This is a genomic window from Mesorhizobium sanjuanii (genome assembly GCF_002529485.1).
Lineage (GTDB): Bacteria > Pseudomonadota > Alphaproteobacteria > Rhizobiales > Rhizobiaceae > Mesorhizobium > Mesorhizobium sanjuanii.
The window spans coordinates 26311-45744 of sequence record NZ_NWQG01000052.1 but is presented as its reverse complement, the minus strand read 5'-3'; the positions used below and the strand labels follow the sequence as shown (position 1 = coordinate 45744).

General features: G+C 63.4%; 22 protein-coding genes. 12 read left to right on the top strand and 10 right to left on the bottom strand.

Annotation, left to right across the window (positions count from 1 at the left end):
- Window positions 1-40: 40 nt before the first annotated feature.
- The 8 genes from CN311_RS10690 to CN311_RS10655 all read right to left on the bottom strand — a co-directional run bounded on the left by CN311_RS10690 (window position 41) and on the right by CN311_RS10655 (window position 6944).
- Window positions 41-1072, bottom strand: coding sequence for a peptidoglycan -binding protein (locus CN311_RS10690; RefSeq protein WP_097573509.1), 1032 nt, complete (start codon window positions 1070-1072; stop codon window positions 41-43).
- A 1-nt stretch (window position 1073) separates the two neighbouring features.
- A complete protein-coding gene (locus CN311_RS10685; RefSeq protein WP_097573522.1) occupies window positions 1074-2099 on the bottom strand; it encodes a MotA/TolQ/ExbB proton channel family protein in 1026 nt (341 codons plus the stop codon).
- 112 nt (window positions 2100-2211) lie between these two features.
- A complete protein-coding gene (gene trhA, locus CN311_RS10680; RefSeq protein ID WP_097573507.1) occupies window positions 2212-2904 on the bottom strand; it encodes a PAQR family membrane homeostasis protein TrhA in 693 nt (230 codons plus the stop codon).
- Window positions 2905-2987: 83 nt separating this feature from the next.
- Entirely contained in the window at window positions 2988-3788 is an 801-nt protein-coding gene (locus tag CN311_RS10675; RefSeq protein ID WP_097573506.1) for an inositol monophosphatase family protein, read from the bottom strand.
- 126 nt (window positions 3789-3914) lie between these two features.
- The gene (gene efp, locus CN311_RS10670; RefSeq protein WP_097573520.1) at window positions 3915-4481 is read right to left on the bottom strand and encodes an elongation factor P; all 567 of its coding nucleotides are present in this window, start codon (window positions 4479-4481) and stop codon (window positions 3915-3917) included.
- A gap of 117 nt (window positions 4482-4598) precedes the next feature.
- Window positions 4599-5633: a tetratricopeptide repeat protein gene (locus CN311_RS10665; RefSeq protein ID WP_097573505.1), complete on the bottom strand. Its 1035-nt coding sequence runs from the start codon at window positions 5631-5633 to the stop codon at window positions 4599-4601.
- Window position 5634: 1 nt separating this feature from the next.
- A complete protein-coding gene (locus CN311_RS10660) occupies window positions 5635-6282 on the bottom strand; it encodes a thiamine phosphate synthase (RefSeq protein WP_097573503.1) in 648 nt (215 codons plus the stop codon).
- Window positions 6283-6485: 203 nt separating this feature from the next.
- On the bottom strand, window positions 6486-6944 hold the full coding sequence (locus CN311_RS10655) for a GNAT family N-acetyltransferase (protein ID WP_097573501.1): 459 nt from the start codon (window positions 6942-6944) through the stop codon (window positions 6486-6488).
- Window positions 6945-7123: 179 nt separating this feature from the next.
- On the opposite strand from CN311_RS10655, the gene CN311_RS10650 reads away from it, so the two are divergent.
- Window positions 7124-7894 (top strand): sulfite exporter TauE/SafE family protein, encoded by a 771-nt coding sequence (locus CN311_RS10650; protein WP_097573499.1) that lies wholly within the window; start codon window positions 7124-7126, stop codon window positions 7892-7894.
- A 43-nt stretch (window positions 7895-7937) separates the two neighbouring features.
- Here the strand turns inward: CN311_RS10650 and CN311_RS10645 are convergent, their stop codons facing one another.
- Window positions 7938-8489, bottom strand: a complete 552-nt coding sequence (locus CN311_RS10645; protein WP_097573497.1) for a DUF2269 family protein — start codon at window positions 8487-8489, stop codon at window positions 7938-7940.
- A gap of 329 nt (window positions 8490-8818) precedes the next feature.
- On the opposite strand from CN311_RS10645, the gene CN311_RS10640 reads away from it, so the two are divergent.
- The 6 genes from CN311_RS10640 (at window position 8819) to CN311_RS10615 (ending at window position 13507) form a co-directional block, all read left to right on the top strand.
- Window positions 8819-9196, top strand: a complete 378-nt coding sequence (locus CN311_RS10640) for a hypothetical protein (RefSeq protein WP_097573495.1) — start codon at window positions 8819-8821, stop codon at window positions 9194-9196.
- Window positions 9197-9555: 359 nt separating this feature from the next.
- On the top strand, window positions 9556-10086 hold the full coding sequence (gene rcdA / locus CN311_RS10635; RefSeq protein ID WP_097573493.1) for a protease adaptor protein RcdA: 531 nt from the start codon (window positions 9556-9558) through the stop codon (window positions 10084-10086).
- Window positions 10087-10241: 155 nt separating this feature from the next.
- The gene (gene ruvC / locus CN311_RS10630; protein WP_097573492.1) at window positions 10242-10751 is read left to right on the top strand and encodes a crossover junction endodeoxyribonuclease RuvC; all 510 of its coding nucleotides are present in this window, start codon (window positions 10242-10244) and stop codon (window positions 10749-10751) included.
- Window positions 10752-10768: 17 nt separating this feature from the next.
- Window positions 10769-11389, top strand: coding sequence for a Holliday junction branch migration protein RuvA (ruvA, locus tag CN311_RS10625; RefSeq protein ID WP_097573490.1), 621 nt, complete (start codon window positions 10769-10771; stop codon window positions 11387-11389).
- A gap of 43 nt (window positions 11390-11432) precedes the next feature.
- The gene (gene ruvB, locus CN311_RS10620; protein ID WP_097573488.1) at window positions 11433-12473 is read left to right on the top strand and encodes a Holliday junction branch migration DNA helicase RuvB; all 1041 of its coding nucleotides are present in this window, start codon (window positions 11433-11435) and stop codon (window positions 12471-12473) included.
- Between the two features lie 131 nt (window positions 12474-12604).
- Complete coding sequence (locus CN311_RS10615; protein WP_097573486.1) at window positions 12605-13507, top strand: metallophosphoesterase; 903 nt, start codon at window positions 12605-12607, stop codon at window positions 13505-13507.
- A gap of 6 nt (window positions 13508-13513) precedes the next feature.
- On the opposite strand, the gene CN311_RS10610 is transcribed toward CN311_RS10615, so the two are convergent.
- Window positions 13514-14764, bottom strand: coding sequence for a glycoside hydrolase family 5 protein (locus CN311_RS10610; protein ID WP_097573484.1), 1251 nt, complete (start codon window positions 14762-14764; stop codon window positions 13514-13516).
- A gap of 54 nt (window positions 14765-14818) precedes the next feature.
- Here CN311_RS10610 and ybgC point away from each other — a divergent pair, with 54 nt between their 5' ends.
- From ybgC to tolB, 5 genes are all read left to right on the top strand, one after another.
- Entirely contained in the window at window positions 14819-15292 is a 474-nt protein-coding gene (ybgC, locus tag CN311_RS10605) for a tol-pal system-associated acyl-CoA thioesterase (RefSeq protein ID WP_097573482.1), read from the top strand.
- Between the two features lie 290 nt (window positions 15293-15582).
- Window positions 15583-16293, top strand: coding sequence for a protein TolQ (gene tolQ, locus CN311_RS10600; RefSeq protein ID WP_097573480.1), 711 nt, complete (start codon window positions 15583-15585; stop codon window positions 16291-16293).
- An 11-nt stretch (window positions 16294-16304) separates the two neighbouring features.
- Window positions 16305-16757, top strand: coding sequence for a protein TolR (tolR, locus tag CN311_RS10595; protein WP_097573478.1), 453 nt, complete (start codon window positions 16305-16307; stop codon window positions 16755-16757).
- A gap of 7 nt (window positions 16758-16764) precedes the next feature.
- Window positions 16765-17922: a cell envelope integrity protein TolA gene (tolA, locus tag CN311_RS10590; protein WP_097573476.1), complete on the top strand. Its 1158-nt coding sequence runs from the start codon at window positions 16765-16767 to the stop codon at window positions 17920-17922.
- 41 nt (window positions 17923-17963) lie between these two features.
- Entirely contained in the window at window positions 17964-19274 is a 1311-nt protein-coding gene (gene tolB, locus CN311_RS10585) for a Tol-Pal system beta propeller repeat protein TolB (protein ID WP_097573474.1), read from the top strand.
- The last annotated feature ends 160 nt before the right edge of the window (window positions 19275-19434 follow it).

The window sequence follows — 19434 nt, the reverse complement described above, 5'->3', positions numbered from 1 at the left end:
CCTAGCGTTGAGTCGGCGAACAAATTCGCGTGATGCGCGATCACCGTTCGGTGAGTTTTAGCTCAATGCGGCGGTTCTTGTTGCGCGCTTCTTCGGTGTCGGCGGGATCGAGCGGCTGGAATTCGCCGAAGCCGGCCGCGACCAGCCGGTTGGCCGGCACGCCGTTCTCGATTAGGAACTTCACCACCGAGGTCGAACGCGCCGTCGACAGTTCCCAATTGTCGCGGTAGCGGCCGGTGCCCGACAGCGGAACGTTGTCGGTATGGCCGTCGACGCGCAGCACCCAGTTGATCTCCGGCGGGATTTCCTTCTGCAGCTCGATGATGGCGTCGGCGAGCTTCTTCATCTCGACCTTGCCGGCGTCGTTGATCACCTCGGAGCCGGGCGGGAAAAGCACTTCCGACTGGAAGACGAAGCGGTCGCCGACGATGCGGATGTTTTCGCGGTCGGCGAGGATTTCGCGCAAGCGCCCGAAGAAGTCGGACCGGTAGCGGTTCAGCTCCTGCACGCGTTGCGCCAGCGCGACATTCAGGCGGCGGCCGAGGTCGGCGATCTTGGTGTTGGATTCGCGGTCGCGCGTTTCGGACACGTTGAGCGCGTCTTCGAGTGCCGCGATCTGCTTGCGCAGTGCCGCGATCTGCTGGTTGAGGATCTCGACCTGGCTCAGCGCCTGCTGGCTGATCTGGCGCTGGCCTTCGAGTTCGCCCGAGAGTGCCGTGGCGCGCTGGTTGGCCGCGTCGCCGGCGCCGGCGCCTTGCGCCAGCAACTGTTCGAGCCGGCTCTTTTCCGCTTCCGACGCCGACAGCGAGGCCTGCAGATTGGCGAGCGAATCTTCCTTGTCCTGCGTCGTCGAGCGCTCCAGCGCCAGAAGCTGGGTCAGTTCGTTGATCTGCGAGTTGAGGCGGTTGAGGACCGTGTCCTTGCCGGAAATTTCGCGGCCGAGCAGGAACTGCGCCAGCACGAAGACCGTCAGCAGGAACATGATCGCCAGCAGCAGCGTCGACAGCGCATCGACGAAGCCCGGCCAATAGTCGATGCGGCGATCGCTGCGCCGCGTCCGCGCCAGGGCCAAGTCAGTGGACTCCCGGCTTCTTCAGGGCGTCGGCGATCTTCTCCAGCGTGTTGCGCATCGCCTTCTGCTCGTCGGACTGGGCCTCGACCCAGTCGCGCATGATCTGCTGCTCGGAGCGCATGTTCTTGACCAGGCCGGAAATGCCGTCGGCAAGGTTGGCCATGGCGGTGGCGACGCGCGGGTTGGGGCTGCCGCCATTCTCCTGGAGGCTGCGCAGCTTCTCCGACAGAACGCGGATCTCGTCGGAGGATTCAGCCTTGGTCGGGTCGGAAACGACGATATCCGACGACAGATCGGTGACCGAGGACAACCAGTTCTCGAGCTCGGTGTAGAAGCGCGTCTGGGCGCGGCCGGCCTGCAGGTCGAGGAAGCCGAGCACCAGGGAGCCGGACAGGCCGAACAGCGAGGACGAGAAGGCGGTGCCCATGCCGGCCAGCGGCGCGGAAAGCCCTTGCTTCAGGGAATCGAGCACGGCGGCGGCGTCACCGGTGCCGGGATCGAGCGTCTCGATGGTTTCGCGGATCGAGCCGATCGTGTTGAGCAGGCCCCAGAAGGTGCCGAGAAGCCCAAGGAACACCAGCAGCCCGACGAGGTAGCGCGAGGTGTCGCGGCTTTCGTCGAGGCGGGTGGCGATCGAATCCAGCATGGTGCGCATCGAACTGGTCGAAAAGGCCATTGACGACGAACGGCTGAGCATGGCTTTCATCGGCGCCAGCAGCACCGGTTCGGTGGTTTCGGAGCCGGCCCGGAAGGAGTTTACCCAGCGCACTTCGCGAAACAGCCGCCCGACCTGGACGAAGGCCAGCAGGATACCGACCACAAGCACGCCGACGATCAGGCCATTGAGGCCGGGATTGGTGGCGAAAGCGGTCGAAATCTGACGGGTCAGGATGGCAGCGATGAAGGCGACGATCACCAGGAAGATGAGCATGGTGAGCAGGAAGACCTGCGGGCTCGACAATTTGTGGGGGTCGTAGACCAGGACGTCGGAGCGCCTGCCTATGCCGAGGGATCTTAGAAAAGCCATCCGTGCCCCGTTTCCGATGCCGCCGCCGATCACGTTGAGCGCGACTCTAAACGCAATTGTGACGAAATTGAATGGCGCTTGGCAATATTGGCCGCCGATTGCAACCTCAAGATCAGAGTCGGTTAATGACCAGGCAGTCGACCATTGCGGCGAGATGCAGGCCGGCGCCGGTGACGACAAAGCCATGCCACAGCGCATTGTGGAAGCGCAGGCCCTTCCAGGCGAAAAAGATGACGCCGCAGGAATAGACGATGCCGCCGGCAACGATCAGCACGATCGAGGTCGCCGGCAGCGTTGCAACGAGCGGTTTGACCAGGACGATGCCGCTCCAGCCGATGGCGAGATAGAAGACGACCGCCAGCCGGTCGAAACGGCCGGGAAGAAGCACCTTGATGGCGATGCCGGCCGCTGCCGCAACCCAGACCAGGACGATCATCGAGACGGTCAGCGGCGAGCCGTCGAGCTGGGCCAGGAAGGGCGTGTAGGTCGCGGCGATCAAAAGGTAGATCGCGGCATGGTCGAAGCGCCGCAATATCCACTTCACCGGTGAGGATATCGGCCACAGATTATAGGCCAGCGAGACCGAGAGCACGGTGAGCAGCGAGACTACGTAGAAGGCGGCGGCGATATACTCGCCAGGACCGGTACGGAAGGCGGCCAGCGCCAGCAACGCCGAACCGGCCGATATCGCCAGCACGATGCCGACCGCATGGACGATGCCGTCGGCGATCATCTCGGCGCGCGAATAGTGCCAGCGTCCCACAAAGGGGATTTCGATCTGGGATTCGGGGCCGGCGTTGGTCATGAAAATCCTGCGTCTCCCTTATCTGGGCGGACACCGGGCAGTATTTCAAGTTTCGGTTGCGGTTTTGCGACTGCGCCAAATTGTCAGCTCGGCGTCACCGGCTTCTTCACCGTCTTCAGCAGCGCGCGCTGGATGACCTCGTTGCCGGCGACGACCGAGCCACCCTCCAGCATCTCCTGTCCGCCGGCGAAGTCGGAAACGAATCCGCCGGCCTCGCGGATCAAAAGCAGGCCAGCGGCGATGTCCCAGGCCGAGAGGCCGACTTCCCAGAATCCGTCCATGCGGCCGGCGGCGACATAGGCGAGATCGAGCGAGGCGGAGCCGAGGCGGCGCACGCCCGAGACCTCGGCCATTACGTTGCGCAACTCGACAAGGAAGTTGCCGTGCTGGCCGCGCCCGAGATGGGGTATGCCGCAGCCGATCACGGCATCGGTGAGCTTCGTTCTGCCGGCAACGCGCAGCCGGCGGTCGTTCATGAAGGCGCCACCGCCGCGCTCGGCGGTGTAGAGTTCGTCCATCGCCGGATTGTAGACGACGCCGGCGACGATCTGGCCCTGGCGTTCCAGTGCGATCGAAATGGCGAAGAGCGGAATGCCGTGCAGAAAATTGGTGGTGCCGTCGAGCGGATCGACGAGCCAGCGGTGCTGGCCGTCGTCGCCCGCGACCGCGCCGCGCTCCTCCATCAGGAAGGCATAGCCCGGCCGTGCCTTCGACAGTTCGGTGAAGAGGATATCCTCGGCCTTGCGGTCGGCCTGGCTGACAAAGTCGCCCGGCCCCTTCATCGAGACCTGCAGGTTCTGGACTTCGCCGAAATCGCGCGACAGCGAGCGGCCGGCCTTCATGGCAGCCTGGACCATGACATTGAGAAGTGCTGAACGCGCCATATGCTTCTTCCTGCTGCTAAAGCACGTCGCGGCTATCCTGATTTATGCGACGTACTTTAAGTCTTTGTCTTATGCATGTCGTTATCCCAAAACCGCTGCGCACTTTTGGGCGACATGCACTGGGCGTCAGTCCGCGCGGCGCACGTAAGTGATTTCGTTGGTGTCGACGATGATGCGCTCGCCCGAGCCGATGAAGGGCGGCACCAGCACGCGGATGCCGTTTTCCAGCATCGCCGGCTTGTAGGACGAAGCCGCGGTCTGGCCTTTCACCACCGGATCGGCTTCGGTGATGGTCAGCGTCACCTGGTCGGGCAGCGAAATACCGATCGGCCTTTCCTCATAGAGCTGGACGGTCACCATCATGCCGTCCTGCAGGAAGGCGGCGCGGTCGCCGACGAAATCCTTCTGCAGTTCGAGCTGCTCATAGCTTTCGGTGTCCATGAACACCAGCGCCCCATCCTGCTCGTAGAGGAAGGAGAAATCCTTCAGATCGAGCCGGATCTGCTCGACCGTCTCTGCCGAGCGGAAGCGCTCGTTGAGCTTGCTGCCGTTGATGAGGTTCTTCAGTTCGACCTGGTTGTAGGCGCCACCCTTGCCGGGCTTGACGGTATTGGTCCTGACCGCCACCCACAGGCCGCCGTCATGCTCGATGACATAGCCGGGACGGATTTCGTTGCCATTGATCTTGGCCATGATGAGTTTGATCCGGAATGAGATGTTCGCCGATGGGCGGCGATTTTCGGCCTCCAAGACCACAAATCGCCAAAAGAGGCAAGGGAGCGTGGCAAGAGGCGGCAAGAGGAGGCTGCGTTAGGGCAGACGGTTCGCCTTCTGCAGTATTTGCCTGGTCTGGTCGTCGTCCAAACCTTGCAGAAAATCATCCATCCGCGGATCGATGAGCCCGGCGCGGCGGGCGACGATGTACCAGGCGCCGGCGAGGATCAGATCCGGATCGGTGCCGATGCCTTCCATGTAGAGTTTGGCGAGCCGGTTCTGGGCGGCGACATTGCCACCCTCGGCGGCCTGCTTCATCCAGCCGAAGCCGGATTTCAGGTCGCGTGGGCCGCCGCGTCCCTCGATCATCCAGGCGGCGAGATCGATCTGCGCCGTGTCGTAGTTCTGCCGTGCGGCCTGCGTCAGCAGGCCACGCGCCTGGACGTCGTCACGCGGCCTGCCGCCGGCGCCATTGGCATAGATCTGCGCCATCGCGTATTGCGCGTCGGCAAGGCCGGTCGCGGCGGCGCGTTCATAATAGGACGCGGCCTTGGCGAGGCCGGCGTCGCCCGGATCCAGCTTGACCAGCAACTGCGCGAAGTTGAACTGCGCCAGGCGATTGCCAGCCTCGGCGGCCGACTGCATCAGCGCATAGGCCTCCTTTTCGTCCTTCTTGACGTAGCGGCCGTCGAGCAGCATCAGCGCATACTGGAACTGTGATTCCGGTATGCCCTGCTCGGCGGCAAGCGCGTACCATTTTGCCGCTTCCGCCGCGTTGAGCGGCACGCCAAGCCCGCGCGACAGTATCTCGGCCACCAGTGTTTGCGCTGCCGGATCACCGTTCTTGGCGCGGACCAAAGCAAGGTTATAGGCCGTCTTGTAAAGGCCGCGCTGAAAGGCGCCGTAGGCGGGGTCTGACGGTTTGGCACCGAAACGTTCGGGATTGATGGCGTCGGCCGACGGCAGCGGGGCCGTGGTGGCGGGCTGGGGCAACGGGGTGTCGATCGGCTTGTCCGTGCGCGCGCCGGCGTCCGGGTTGGGTTGCGGCAATGGGCCGGTCTTTTCAGCCGCGACAGCCTGCACCGTGAGCGCCGCGAGGAAGGCATGGCAGAGGATTGTCCGGGGCAGCACGTCAGTCCTCGAAACGCGGTGCGGTTTCGTCGAGCAGCGCGTTGGCCCTGGCGATCGCCGCTTTCGGATCGACGCCATCGGCGAAGACGGCGCTGGACAGAGCGACGAATTCGGCGCCGGTGGCCGCCACTGCTTCGACAGAGGCGATGTCCGACCCGGCCATGACGATGCAAGGGATCTGGATCACATCCGCCCACCATTGTCCCAGCGACAGGTTGCGCGGGTGCGGCTCCGGCTTGTTGTCGTAACCGAAGCGGCCGAAGAAGATATAATCGGGCCTGAGTTCACCGAGCTCCAGCGCATCGTCTCGGGTCTTGGCGCCGCCGCAGCCGACCATCATCTTGGCTTGGAAATGTTCGATCGTCTCGGCGAGTTCGGCCTTGCCGACCTCGACATGGATGCCGTCGGCCTGGACGCGGCCGGCAATGCGGGTGTCGCCGGCAATGACGACGGCGGCGCCCGCCGCTTGCGCCACCGGCACGATCTTCTCGGCGAAGGCCTGGAAGGAGGCCTCATCCATGCCGTTTTCGGGCAGGATCAGCGAGGCGACGTCGCCGCCCTCGAATGCCGCGCCGATACGCTCGGCCGATGCGCCGGGCGGCGCGATCAGCACGATGCGGCAGCGATTTGGAGGCGTTGCGTCGTTCATTGATCTTTGATCCCGGTTTTCGCCTATGCCGGGCGAAGATGGTTGCATTGCGGCATAGAGCAAAGCGCCCACCTTGAACAGGCGGGCGGGATCATTGCGATAGGGCTTGGTTTACGATCGTCGGCTTATCGGACGACTTCGGAGCTTTCGGTCGGGCTCGGGGGCCGGTTCCGTCTTGACCCGAGCTTCGGTCGAGAGCCGAGCTAAAGCTCCAGCTTGTAGCCGACGTGGCTGGCCTTGAAGCCCAGCCGTTCATAGAAGCGATGCGCGTCCGCCCGGCTCTTGTTGGTTGTCAGCTGAACCAGCCGGCAGCCGCGCCTGCGGCACTCCGCGACCGCCCATTCGAGCAAGCGTTGTCCCAGCCCCGTGCCGCGCCGGCCGGCGGCGACACGGACCGCTTCGATCTGGCCGCGCAGGGCGCCCTGCGATGAGATCCCGGCAAGGAAAGAGATCTGCAGCGTGCCGATAACGCGCGCGTCCTCGGTCATGACCGCGAGAAATTGATTGGGGTCCCTGTCAATCGCCGCGAAGGCATGGAGGTAGGCCTTGGCAAGCGGCTCGCTCATGTCCTCCCGGGCGCGGCCGAGCGGATCATCCGCGAGCATGGCGACGATGGCCAGGAGATCGGATTGTTCCGCACGGCGGATGTTGATTTCGCTCATATCAAGAACCTCATGCACGTCTCGAATTTATGCACGTGCCGCATGGTTGCGGCAAATCCGGGAGAACCCGGTTACAGACAGTTGATGGCCGATATCGGCCGTTGATGATATTCGCTATCGCGGCGCGGGGGCTTCTGGTCTATTCGAGATCACGACCTTTCCCTCCAGCCTGCTTTCCCATGTCCGGTCTTCTTCTCGATCCCTGGTTCTATGGCGCAGCCATTCCGGCGGTCATCCTCGTCGGCCTGTCGAAAGGCGGGTTCGGCGGCGCCGTCAGCCTTATCGGCGTGCCGATGATGGCGCTGGCCATGCCGCCGGTGCAGGCGGCGGCCATCCTGTTGCCGATCCTGTGCCTGATGGACCTTGTCTCGGTATGGACGTGGTGGGGCGTCTACGACCGCAAGATGCTGGTCGACATGATGCCAAGCGCCGTCGTCGGCATCGGCATCGGCTGGCTGACGGCGGCGTTCGTCACGGAAGAGATGGTCAGGCTGATCGTGGGAACCGTCGCCATCTTTTTCGTGCTGCGCTGGTTCTATGTGCAGATCCGCCACGGTTCGGCGCATTCGGCGCCGCCCAATCGCACGGCGGCCGCTTTGTGGGGAACGGTCACCGGGTTCACCAGCTTCGTCGCCCATGTCGGCGGCCCGCCCTTCCAGGTCTACGCACTGCCGATCCGGCTCGATCCGAAGGTGCTGTCCGGCACCAGCGCCATCCTGTTCGCCGTCATCAATGCGCTGAAGCTCATCCCCTATTTCGCGCTCGGCCAATTCGATGCCGCCAATCTGACCGCGTCGGCGGTGCTTATGCCGCTGGCGCCGCTGTCGACCATCGTCGGCGCCTGGCTGGTGCGGCGGATGCGGCCGGAAGTATTTTACCCGTTCACCTATGCGACTGTCGCGGTGGTGGCGGTCAAGTTGCTCTGGGACAGTGTTGCCGGCCTGATGTAACCGATAGGCGAAGGGCGGCAACTCCGCCGCCCCGCTTCGGCACTCAGGCAGCGCTCGGCACCATCATGCGGCTGCCGCCAAAAGCCAGCCCGGCGCCCAGCACCACGACCAGTGCCATGCCGGCAAGGATGCCGAGGTCCTGCGCCGTCGGCTTGAGCACCATGTCAGCGATAATCACCAGCATCACCGCATAGTCGAAGCGTGCCGCGCTCATCATGCGCCGGCCGATGGCGAGAACGGCGGGTGTCACTCCCTCCTTGGCGATCATGGCGCCCATACGCTCTCCGGTCGGCTTGAAGATGAACATGCCGATCGAGAAGGTCGTGGCGTAACCGACAAGGCCGATAATGATCCACAGTTCGGAGAAGCCGACCCAGAAGCCGCACATGATGAGGCCGAAGATGAGGGTCAGCATCGACATCGGCGCGAAGAACCGACCGCCCAGCTGCCCGCTGGCGCGCATGGCCTGCAGCTTCTCCTCAATGTTGCCGGCGCGTTCGGCGAGCACGCCGAGGAGGAACAGCACGAAACCGCCGCCAACCCAAAGGACCGCCGAGGTAATGTGCAGGAATTTGACAATCGAGTACCAGTCCATGGTTCCCTCCTTGGACGTTTTTGATCATTGCGAATGACACGAGGCGTGGGTTGCCTCGCTGCGAGGAGCGGGCGTTTAGCGTGGCGCCTGTTTCGGCAAGATGTCGCGTGGAGGCGAGTCTGTTTCGGCCCTGCCGCGTGGAAACGTTCAGCGACGCGTGAGCGTGCGGAGTTGTTTCTTGCCATGCAACGCCATCGGGTGGGGGCCGGGCGGCATCAATTGGAAACATTGTCGACGATAATGCGCCGAATCCGGGAACCCGGTGGCGGGCCAACCGCCTGTGACTAGAACCCATTCCCGCGACGGGAAAAGGCAATTCGGGGGATATTATGCAAGGGACGGCACGAAATTTCTTCACACTGGCCATCATCTACTCACTGTGCGGCATGGCCCTGGGGCTCTACATGGCGATCAGCCAGAATCATGACCAGATGCCGACCCACGCCCACACGATGGTGGCGGGGTGGCTGATGTCGGCGGTGTTTGCGTTTTTTTATCATCTGTTTCCGGCGATCGGGCACAAGAGGCTGGCCACCGTGCATTTCTGGCTGACGGCCATCAGCGGTATCGGCCTGTTGGTCGGCCTCTATGTCCTGCTTGCCGGCAACCCGGCGATCGAGCCGCTGGTGGCAGCGTCCTCGATGGCCTTCTATGCGGGGATGCTGCTGTTCGCTTTCATCGCCTTGCCGGCGCTGTGGAGATCCTGACAGGCAGAAATCCTGTGCTGTTACGGCACAGGCGGACGGTGCTCGGTCAAAAAATATCCGCGCCGTTAAGGATTCATTAAGCTTTACAGGCGTTTACTATGTGCATCCAGTGATCTGGATTCTTACCGAGTGGTTGGAGCCACTTTGTTTGACGCCTCCCTGTTAAACTCCTGAGAGCCGCCTTACCCGCGGCTCTTTTTTTGTCCCCACTTTTGCCCCCACCGCGTCGTTAACCGTTTGTTAAACATGTGCTTGCCTTCATCGACCCCGAAGCGCATTTTCAAGCCTCAGTTGATAGGGTGCGGCGTGACGGCAGGGAAGCCGAATCGGCCGGCTGTAAGGCAAGTGCTGGGGTATCGATGAACGAGACTTCGATGGGAAACGCGAAAACCATCAAACTGGCTGAGCGCCGGGTTTTCTCCCAATCCTTCAAGCCGCTCTACCAGGAAGGCATGGGCCTGGTCGAACAGGCGGCCGAATATCTGGACGGCAAGGGCAGGGCCGAGGCGAAGAAGCTTTCGAGACTGGCGGCGACGCTTTATGCGGCCGAATCGATGCGGCTGACCACAAGGCTGATGCAGGTTGCCTCCTGGCTGCTTCTGCAACGGGCGGCCAATTCCGGCGAGATGACGCGCGATCAGGTGGCTTCCGAAAAATCCAAGGTGCGTCTCGACACCGCCTCCGCCCATGACGAAGCGACAGGCTGGGCCGAACTGCCAAAGGATTTTGTCGACCTCGTCAATCGTTCGCTGCGCCTGCAGGCGCTGGTGCGCCGCATGGACGAGGAAGTCTATGGCAGCGCGATGGCCGACACGCCGCCGGCAAGCCGCCGCGTCAATCCGGTTTCCGACCAGATTACGTTGCTCAATACGGCTTTTGCCCGCGGCTAAGAGACTATTTGGACATTCTACTCCGGCGGCCATCCGACACGCCGGATCGACTTTCGAAACCGTCTGTCGGTGGCTCCCTTGGACGTTGCCTGAGCCTGTTTCTGGTTTGTTCACATTTCGCTGGCGTCGCTTTCCGCCGTGGGTAAACTTGGCGGATGGGGGAAACGATTCGCATCATCGGCATCGATCCGGGGCTGAGGCGCACCGGCTGGGGCATCGTCGAGAGCCTCGGCAATTCGCTGCGCTTCGTCGCCTCCGGCACCGTGCGTTCCGACGACAAGGCGGCGCTGGCGACGCGGCTCTGTCAATTGCATGACGGGCTGACTGAAATCCTGCATTCCGCCATGCCGCATGAGGCGGCGGTCGAGCAGACCTTCGTCAACAAGGACGCCGCAGCGACGCTGAAGCTTGGCCAGGCGCGCGGCATAGCCATGCTGGTGCCGGCGCGCGCGGGGCTTGTGGTCGCGGAATACGCGCCCAACGCGGTGAAGAAAGCGGTGATCGGCGTCGGCCATGGCGACAAGAAGCAGATCCACATGATGGTCAAGGTGCTGATGCCGAAGGCGGTCTTCGACACCGACGACGCCGCCGACGCGCTGGCCATCGCCATCTGCCATGCACATCACCGGCAGAGCGTCGCCTATCGGTTGGCCGCGTTGGCATGAGGGAGCGTTAGTCAAGGATGATCGGCAAGCTCAGGGGCACGCTGGACGAGATTGACGAGGATTTCTGCCTCGTCGACGTGCATGGCGTCGGCTATGTCGCCTACTGTTCGGCGCGCACGCTGGCGGCGCTGCCCGCACCTGGCGAGGCGGTGGTGCTGTTCATCGAGACCTATGTGCGCGAGGACATGATCAGGCTCTACGGCTTCCAGTCGGTGCTGGAACGCGAATGGTTCCGGCTCCTGCTGAACAATGTGCAAGGCGTCGGCGCCAAGGTGGCGCTGGCAGTGCTGTCGACGATGGCGCCGGCCGACCTCGCCAATGCGATTGCGTTGCGGGACATCGCCATGGTCAGCCGCGCGCCTGGCGTCGGCAAGAAGGTGGCCGAGCGCATCGTCACCGAATTGAAGAACAAGGCGCCAGCCTATGCCGGTTCTGCTTCCGGCACGATCGGCCTGAAGCAGGAACTCGGCGAGGGGGTGGCGCCGGCGCCGATCACCGACGCCGTCTCGGCGCTGGTCAATCTCGGCTATTCGCGCGATATCGCCGCCAATGCGGTGGCGGCGGCGCTGAAAGCGGCGGGCGAGGGCGCCGATGCATCCAAGCTTATCCGCTTCGGGCTGAAGGAGCTGGCGCGGTGAGACCTTGCTTGTCCGGTTCCCTGCCATATGCAAGGAAGGCGAGATGAGCCTTTCGCCCCGCCTCATTGCTCCCGACAAGCGCGGCGAGGATGCCGAGCAGACCTTGCGTCCGCAGACGCTCGGCGAGTTTGTTGGCCAGGCAGCGGTGCGGGCCAATCTCAAGGTCTTCGTCGACGCCGCCAAGGGGCGCGGCGAGGCGCTCGACCATGTGCTGTTCGTCGGACCACCGGGTCTCGGCAAGACGACGCTGGCGCAGATCATGGCGCGCGAGCTCGGCGTCAATTTCCGCTCCACGTCCGGTCCGGTCATCGCCAAGGCCGGCGATCTGGCGGCACTGCTCACCAATCTCGAAGACCGCGACGTCCTGTTCATCGACGAAATCCATCGGCTCAATCCGGCGGTCGAGGAAATCCTCTATCCGGCGATGGAGGATTTTCAGCTCGACCTGATCATCGGCGAAGGGCCGGCGGCGCGCTCGGTCAAGATCGACCTCGCCCGCTTTACCCTCGTTGCAGCTACGACGCGGCTTGGGTTGCTCACCAATCCGCTGCGCGACCGCTTCGGCATTCCGGTCAGGCTCAATTTCTACTCGGTCGAGGAACTCGAGCAGATCGTGCGGCGCGGCGCTCGCATCCTGCAGATGCCGCTCGGCGACGACGGCGCGCTGGAGATCGCGCGGCGGGCCCGCGGCACGCCGCGCATCGCCGGCCGGCTCTTGCGCCGCGTGCGCGATTTTGCATCGGTCGCTGGTGACGGCCATGTCGACCGTAGGATCGCTGACGAGGCGCTGACCCGTCTGGAGGTCGATGCGCTCGGCCTCGATGCGCTCGATCGCCGCTACCTCTCAATGATCGCCCGCAATTTCGGCGGTGGGCCAGTCGGCATCGAGACCATCGCGGCCGGGCTTTCCGAGCCGCGCGACGCCATCGAGGACATCATCGAGCCCTATCTGATCCAACAGGGTTTCATTCAGCGCACGCCACGCGGCCGCGTACTGACGGCCAATGCCTGGCGGCATCTCGGCCTAGATGCGCCGAAGGATCTGGCGCAGCAGCAGATCAGCCTGTTCCAGGAAGAGCAGTAGGTTCTCGGCTTTCCTGCGCGGTTCTTGCGCAAAATCTCCTCATCTCGGTCAGCGTGCCGGCGCAATTCCGAGATTTAACCCAGGTCTCGCCCAGGGGGACCGCCGGTCCCTGGAACAGCCGGAGCTGACCGATGATCTCCAGACGTGGTTTCCTGCGCCTCGTCGGTGGCTCGTTCTTTTCGATGGTGTCGCTCAGCGCCTATGCGATCGGCATCGAGCCGATGCTGTTGACCCATGTGACGCGCTATTCACTGACGCCGCCAAACTGGCCGGCAGGCCTGCGGCTCCGCATTGTCGCTCTTGCCGACATTCATGCCTGCCGCCCTTGGATGACGCCTGAAAGGATCGCTTCGCTTGTCAGGGATGCGAATGCATTGCGGCCAGACTTCATTGTGCTGCTTGGCGACTATACAGCCAGCATGCGTCTGGTGACGGACGGGGTGCCGGCACCGGAATGGGCGCAGGCGCTTTCCGGGCTAAAGGCGCCACTCGGCGTGCTCTCGATCCTCGGCAATCACGACTGGTGGTCGGATCTCGAAGCACAGAAGGCGGGCGCCGGGCCGGTCGTGGCGCGCAGTGCGCTCGAACATGTCGGCATTCCGGTGCTGGAGAACGATGTCGTGCGTCTGGAAAAGGACGGGCACGACTTTTGGATCGCCGGGCTGGCGGACCAACTCGCCTTCCTTCCAAGCCAGGATCACGATGGGTTCAAGGGATTGGACGATCTCGATGGCACGCTTGCCAAGGCGAGCGACGGCGCTCCCGTCATTCTGCTGGCGCATGAGCCGGATATCTTTCCTAAGGTGCCGCGGCGCGTTTCGCTGACGCTTTGCGGCCATACCCATGGCGGGCAGGTGCGGCTGTTCGGTTATTCCCCGGTCGTGCCATCGCGGTTCGGCAACCGCTTCGCCTATGGCCATGTCGTGGAGGAGAACCGCAACCTGATCGTCTCTGGCGGGCTCGGCTTCAGCATCCTGCCGGTGCGTTTTGGGATGCGCCCGGAAATTCTTTCGATCGAACTGGGTTTGGCATGAACGGCTTCAATGAAGCGACGTGATTTCGTCCATCACGTCCGGCTCGGCCTTGTCGCCGTCAAAAGCATCGACGATGCCGAAGGCGCCGCCATAGCTCCACACCGACCATGAAAAGCCGTGCGCCTCGGCGCGCGCGATCATATCCTTGACATAGGCGGCGCGGTATTGGCCCGGCATCACATAGGCATTGCCGTATTCCTGGCGGATCATGCCGAACTCGCCGAGCGTGATGTTTTCCGGTTCTATCCCATTGGCCTTGGCCCAGGCTTCGACGGTCTTGAACGGCGCGTCCATGACAGCGAGCAGCCTTTCGTCCGTATCCATGCTGGCCACCTGTTCATCAAGGTAGGCGAGCAGTCCGTTCTGGCGCGCCCATGGCGCCTCGGCCTTGATCCTGGCGCGGATCGTGTCGAGCGTCATATCAAGCTCAGCACGCGGCACAGCGGTCAGCGGATAGGGCAGGCCGGTGACATAGGGGATGAAATCGCCGGCCCAGGTGGCGCCCTGATGGGTGAGCAGGAACGGATCGTAGGAATGGAAGGTCCAGATGATGTTGTCGTCGGGAATCGCCTTCGGGTCGATCCTGGCCAGCGATGTCGCATTGGAATAGCAGGCGCCGGTCAGGATCAGGGTCAGCTTCGTCGCCGACGCACGCGCCGCCGCGAACAGTTTTTGCTGACGCTCCGGCCACAGGCTGGTGCCGTCACCGTCGCAGTCGACGATCGGCTCGTTCATCAATTCGAAGGCGACCTTTGTCGGATCTTCCGCCGCCAGCGTGCGCGCCATCTTGCGCACCATTTCGACATAGGCGTCGAAAATCTTGGGGTCGTCCATCACCTGGCCCATGCCGATCTTGCGGCCGCCACCGGCCGGGATCAAATGCATGTCGACGATCACCTTCAAGCCGGCGCGATTGACCATGCGCACCGAGTCCAGCACGCTGGCATAGAGGTCGTCGCGCAGCGCCAGCGTCTCGCCGGACAGGAACGGCGAAGGATCGACCGGCATGCGCAGGAAATCGAAGCCGGCGCTCTTCAGCGCCTTGAGATCATCCTCCTTGAGGAATTTGCGCCATTCTGGATAGGGCAATATGGCCTGCCGGTCGCCCCATTTGTCCTCGCCCGGCCATGTCGTCCATTGGTCGAGGTTGAGGCCGCGCTTCATAGAGAAGGTCGCGGCCTGGCCCGGTAGCGCCAGCGCGACGAGCATAAGCAGCCCTGCCATCAAGGTCTTGATCATCGCCGTCAACAGTGCCATCGGGTTCCTGCGCCCACAAACACCTGCCCGCTCGGGCCAGAAAAGGAAAGCGCGATGGACGATCATGGTGAATCGGCGGCTCTGTCCGCAGGGCTTTCCGGGGCGCTGACCGAGTTCGGCCACCGGCTGTTGGCGCGGGTCTATTACGCCGACACCGATTTCTCCGGCGTCGTCTACCACGCGCGCTATCTCGAATTCTTCGAGCGCGGCCGTTCCGATTATCTTAGGCTCGCCGGTGTCCACCATACCGAGCTTGCCGACGGCAAGCATGGCGAGAAGATAGTCTGGGTGGTGCGGCGCATGGAGATCGATTTCCGCTCGCCCGCCCGCATGGACGACATCCTGACCATCGATACGCGCACCGAGGACATTTCCGGCGCCCGCATCTTCATGGCGCAGCAACTGAAGCGCGGCGACGAGGTGCTGGTCGAGGCGCGGGTCGAAGCGGCGATCATGGGCGAGAACGGCCGGCCGCGCCGCTTCCCGAAGGAATGGGTGGCCGCGTTCATGCCGCGAGCCGCTGGCTAGAACTCTCTTCCTGGCACGAGGGAAGGCCCTGGTAGATCCGGCGGCTGGTGCGCCAGAGGCGCGGCAATGCGCCGCGCTATGCGTCCTAACCCATCCTTAACCATAACGGTTCATGAAGAGATTGGTGAAGATTGGAAGAATCCACGCGCCTTCCTTTCACCAATATTTGCCCCGAAAAGGCCGCCAACGGTGCATTTGGGGTTGTTCCGCGAGCTTTGCGCGCACGGACCACAAGGGATGCCCATGGGCCAGCCGTCAGCGATGCCCGGAAAATTCTTAAGGACGTAACCATGGAAAACATCGCACTCGCCGAACCGGGCGCGCATTTGTCGATTTGGGCGCTGTTCATGCAGGCCGGCTGGGTGGTCAAGCTGGTCATGATCGGCCTGCTCTGCGCCTCGATCTGGACCTGGGCGATCATCGTCGACAAGCTCGTCGCCTATGCCCGTATGCGGCTGGCGCTCAATCGCTTCGAGCAGGTGTTCTGGTCGGGACAGTCGCTGGAGGAACTCTACCGCACGCTCGCCGACCGCAAGACCACTGGCATGGGCGCCATCTTCGTCGCCGCCATGCGCGAGTGGAAGAAGAGCTTCGAGAAGGGCGCGAAGTCGCCACTCGGCCTGCAGACCCGTATCGACAAAGCGATGGACCTGGCGCTGACCCGCGAGATGGAGCGGCTGGAAGGCCGCCTCGGCTTCCTCGCCACCACGGGCTCGGCCGCGCCCTTCATCGGCCTGTTCGGCACCGTCATCGGCATCATGACTTCGTTCCAGGCGATCGCTGCTTCCAAGAACACCAGCCTGTCGGTGGTGGCACCCGGCATCGCCGAAGCGCTGCTGGCCACGGCCATCGGCCTGCTCGCGGCAATCCCCGCCGTCATCGCCTACAACAAGCTGTCATCGGACGCGAACAAGATCGCCATGCGCATGGAGGGCTTCGCCGACGAGTTCTCCGCCATACTCTCGCGCCAAATCGATGAAAAAGTAGCGCCGAAGGCCTGAGGAGTAACGAGATGGGTATGTCCGTAGGCATGGCGGGGCGCGGCGGGCGCGGCCACAGGCGGCGTGGCCGCCATCACGCGCTGATATCGGAAATCAACGTCACGCCGATGGTCGACGTGATGCTGGTGCTGCTGATCATCTTCATGGTCGCCGCACCCTTGCTGACGGTCGGCGTGCCGATCGACCTGCCGGACACGCAGGCCAAGGCGATGAACGTCGACACGCAACCGATCACCGTTTCGATTAACGCCACCGGCCAGATCTATCTCCAGGAAACCGAGATCCCGATCGAGGAACTGGTGGCGAAGCTGCAGGCGATCTCGAAGACCGGCTACGACGAGCGCATCTTCATCCGCGGCGACAAGTCGACCGACTATGGCACCGCCATGAAGGTGATGGCCCGTATTTCGGCTGCCGGCTACAAGAATATCGGCCTGGTTTCGCTACAGGAACAGGATCAATAACCCCAAGATGAGGACCGGCCTCACCACATCGGTGATCTTGCATACGGTGGCGCTGGCCTTCGGCCTCTTCACCTTGTCCTCACCGCCCGCGATGCCCGCCTCCGATGTGGAATCGGTGGCGGTCGACATTGTGCCGATGGAAGCGATGGCGCAGGCCCTGCAGGGCGACAAGAAAGCGGTGATGCACGAGAAGCCGGCGCCGACGCCGACCAAGCGGCCGGACATCGTTCCCGATGCCCAGAAGGTCGGCGAAAACAGCGTCGATACCGACAAGCCGATAACGGACGAAGCCAAGCCGAAGCCGGTCGATTTGGCGGAAGCGCCGCCGCCAGCGCCGACGCCGGTCGAAAAGCCGAAGCCCGAGGACGTGCCGAAGCCGAAGGAGCAGCCGAAGCCGGTTCCGGCGACGGAGGTGGCGCCGGTGCCGCAGCCGAAGGAAGAGGTCAAGCCCGAACCGGTCAAGCAGGCGGAGCCCAAGCCGACACCGGCCAAGGAGCCGCCGCCGGCCCCGCCGCAGGACAAGACCGCCGCGATCGAGCCGAAGCCGGAGGTCAAGCCCGATGCCGTGGCCGAGGCGATTGCCCAGGAGCCGCCGACCGAGACGACGCAACTGCCGGATTCAGCGCCGGCGCCTCAAGCTCGCCCGAAGCCGCAGCCGGCGCAGGCCGAAAGCGCCAAGGCGCCGGACCGCAAGGACGCCGACAAGCCGGTCAAGGAAGCCTCGTCCAAGCCGAAATCGGACGACAAGCAATTCAATGCCGACGAAATTTCCGCCTTGCTCGACAAGCAGAAGCCGTCGGGCGGCGGCGCCAAGCGCTCGACCCAGCAGTCCTCGCTCGGCGGCGAAAAGGACCAGGGCCAGAAGCTCTCCAGGTCGGAGCAGGGAGCATTGGAGTCTCAGCTCGGCGGCTGCTGGACCCTTCCGGTCGGGCTCGAAGGCTCGGAGAATTTCGTCGTCGTGGTCCGGTTCAATCTGGACGCCTCCGGCAAGCTGACCGGCCGGCCGGCCGTCGAAAAATCGAGCGGCAACCGACCGTTCGACGAAAGTGCCGTGCGCGCGGTTCAGAAATGTGATGTGGCCGGCCTGCAGGTTCCGGCCGGCAAGCAAGACATCTGGTCCGACATCCGGGTCACGTTCGACCCAAGGGAGATGCTTGGCCTCTAGGCCCGGGCGTCGACACAATCAAGGAAGAGAAGCGAGAAGATATGAAATCCATTCTCAAGCCGTTCCTGGCGATCGCAGCGATGGCGCTGGGCATGACCGCTGCCGCCACCTTGCCTGCGTATGCGCTGGTTGAGCTCAACGTCAACAAGGGCAATGTCGAGCCGCTGCCGATCGCCATCACCGATTTCCAGGGTGGCGATGCGCTGGGCGCGGAGATTTCCGGCATCGTCAGCGCCGATCTGAAACGCTCCGGCCTGTTCGCGCCGATCGACAAGAGCGCCTTCATCGAGAAGATTTCCAGTCCGGATGCGACACCGCGCTTCGACGACTGGAAGGTGATCAACGCGCAGGCGCTGGTCACTGGCAGCGTTACCAAGGAAGCCGACGGCCGCATCCGCGCCCAATACCGGCTTTGGGACACTTTCGCCGGCCAGCAGATGTCGGGCGAACAGTTCTTTGCCAACGATGCCAATCAGCGACGCGTCGCCCATATCATCGCCGACGCCATCTATGAGCGGCTGACCGGCGAGAAGGGCTATTTCGACACACGCGTCGTCTTCATCGACGAATCCGGCGCCAAGAACGCGCGCAAGAAGCGGCTCGCCATCATGGACCAGGATGGCGCCAACGTTCGCTATCTCTCGAACGGCAAGTCGATCGTGTTGACGCCGCGCTTCTCGCCGAACCGGCAGGAAATCACCTATATGTCGTATGAAAGCGGCCAGCCCCGGGTCTATCTCCTGCAGATCGAGACGGGGCAGCGCGAACTGGTCGGCAACTTTCCCGGCATGACCTTCGCGCCGCGCTTCTCGCCCGACGGACAGAAGGTGATCATGAGCCTGCTGCGCGACGACGGCAATTCCAACATCTTCGCCATGGATCTGCGAAGCCGCTCGACCACCAGGCTCACCAATTCGACGGCCATCGACACCTCGCCGTCCTATTCGCCGGACGGCAGCAAGGTGGTGTTCACCTCGGACCGAGGCGGCCGCGCGCAGATCTATGTGATGGGCGCCGACGGCTCCGGCCAGACCCGAATTTCCTTTGGCGACGGCGTCTATTCGACGCCGGTATGGTCGCCGCGCGGCGACCTCATCGCCTTCACCAAGCAGACCGCCGGCGAATTCCAGATCGGCGTCATGAAGACCGACGGTTCGGGTGAGCGCATCCTGTCCTCCGGCTTCCAGCAGGAGGGACCGACCTGGGCGCCCAATGGCCGCGTGCTGATGTTCTTCCGGGATTCGGCCGGTGGGCCGAAACTGGTTTCGGTCGATCTCACCGGCCGCAACGAACAGTCGATCCCGACGGCGAATTTCGCTTCGGACCCGGCTTGGTCGCCACTGCTGGAATAAAACCAGGGCGATTTCGACCGAGCCTCCCGCTAGCTTCGTTGCAACTTGGCAACAGTGCCTCAAAAGCCCCGTTTTGGGGCTTTTTTCACGTCAAGGACGCGTTTTGGCCGCATTTCCGCCTACGGTCCGCGACCACTGTGGCGCTCGGCCATTTCGGCTG

Excerpts from the sequence above, each read along its gene's own strand:
- trhA (WP_097573507.1), bottom strand. The coding sequence starts at position 2,904 with ATGACCAACGCCGGCCCCGAATCCCAGATCGAAATCCCCTTTGTGGGA.
- CN311_RS10660 (WP_097573503.1), bottom strand. The coding sequence starts at position 6,282 with ATGAACGACGCAACGCCTCCAAATCGCTGCCGCATCGTGCTGATCGCG.
- tolB (WP_097573474.1), top strand. The coding sequence starts at position 17,964 with ATGAAATCCATTCTCAAGCCGTTCCTGGCGATCGCAGCGATGGCGCTG.
- tolQ (WP_097573480.1), top strand. The coding sequence starts at position 15,583 with ATGGAAAACATCGCACTCGCCGAACCGGGCGCGCATTTGTCGATTTGG.
- CN311_RS10685 (WP_097573522.1), bottom strand. The coding sequence starts at position 2,099 with ATGGCTTTTCTAAGATCCCTCGGCATAGGCAGGCGCTCCGACGTCCTG.
- ruvA (WP_097573490.1), top strand. The coding sequence starts at position 10,769 with ATGATCGGCAAGCTCAGGGGCACGCTGGACGAGATTGACGAGGATTTC.
- ruvC (WP_097573492.1), top strand. The coding sequence starts at position 10,242 with ATGGGGGAAACGATTCGCATCATCGGCATCGATCCGGGGCTGAGGCGC.
- tolA (WP_097573476.1), top strand. The coding sequence starts at position 16,765 with ATGAGGACCGGCCTCACCACATCGGTGATCTTGCATACGGTGGCGCTG.
- CN311_RS10675 (WP_097573506.1), bottom strand. The coding sequence starts at position 3,788 with ATGGCGCGTTCAGCACTTCTCAATGTCATGGTCCAGGCTGCCATGAAG.
- efp (WP_097573520.1), bottom strand. The coding sequence starts at position 4,481 with ATGGCCAAGATCAATGGCAACGAAATCCGTCCCGGCTATGTCATCGAG.
- CN311_RS10615 (WP_097573486.1), top strand. The coding sequence starts at position 12,605 with ATGATCTCCAGACGTGGTTTCCTGCGCCTCGTCGGTGGCTCGTTCTTT.
- CN311_RS10650 (WP_097573499.1), top strand. The coding sequence starts at position 7,124 with ATGTCCGGTCTTCTTCTCGATCCCTGGTTCTATGGCGCAGCCATTCCG.
- ruvB (WP_097573488.1), top strand. The coding sequence starts at position 11,433 with ATGAGCCTTTCGCCCCGCCTCATTGCTCCCGACAAGCGCGGCGAGGAT.
- CN311_RS10610 (WP_097573484.1), bottom strand. The coding sequence starts at position 14,764 with ATGGCACTGTTGACGGCGATGATCAAGACCTTGATGGCAGGGCTGCTT.
- ybgC (WP_097573482.1), top strand. The coding sequence starts at position 14,819 with ATGGACGATCATGGTGAATCGGCGGCTCTGTCCGCAGGGCTTTCCGGG.
- CN311_RS10640 (WP_097573495.1), top strand. The coding sequence starts at position 8,819 with ATGCAAGGGACGGCACGAAATTTCTTCACACTGGCCATCATCTACTCA.
- rcdA (WP_097573493.1), top strand. The coding sequence starts at position 9,556 with ATGAACGAGACTTCGATGGGAAACGCGAAAACCATCAAACTGGCTGAG.
- CN311_RS10655 (WP_097573501.1), bottom strand. The coding sequence starts at position 6,944 with ATGAGCGAAATCAACATCCGCCGTGCGGAACAATCCGATCTCCTGGCC.
- CN311_RS10645 (WP_097573497.1), bottom strand. The coding sequence starts at position 8,489 with ATGGACTGGTACTCGATTGTCAAATTCCTGCACATTACCTCGGCGGTC.
- tolR (WP_097573478.1), top strand. The coding sequence starts at position 16,305 with ATGGGTATGTCCGTAGGCATGGCGGGGCGCGGCGGGCGCGGCCACAGG.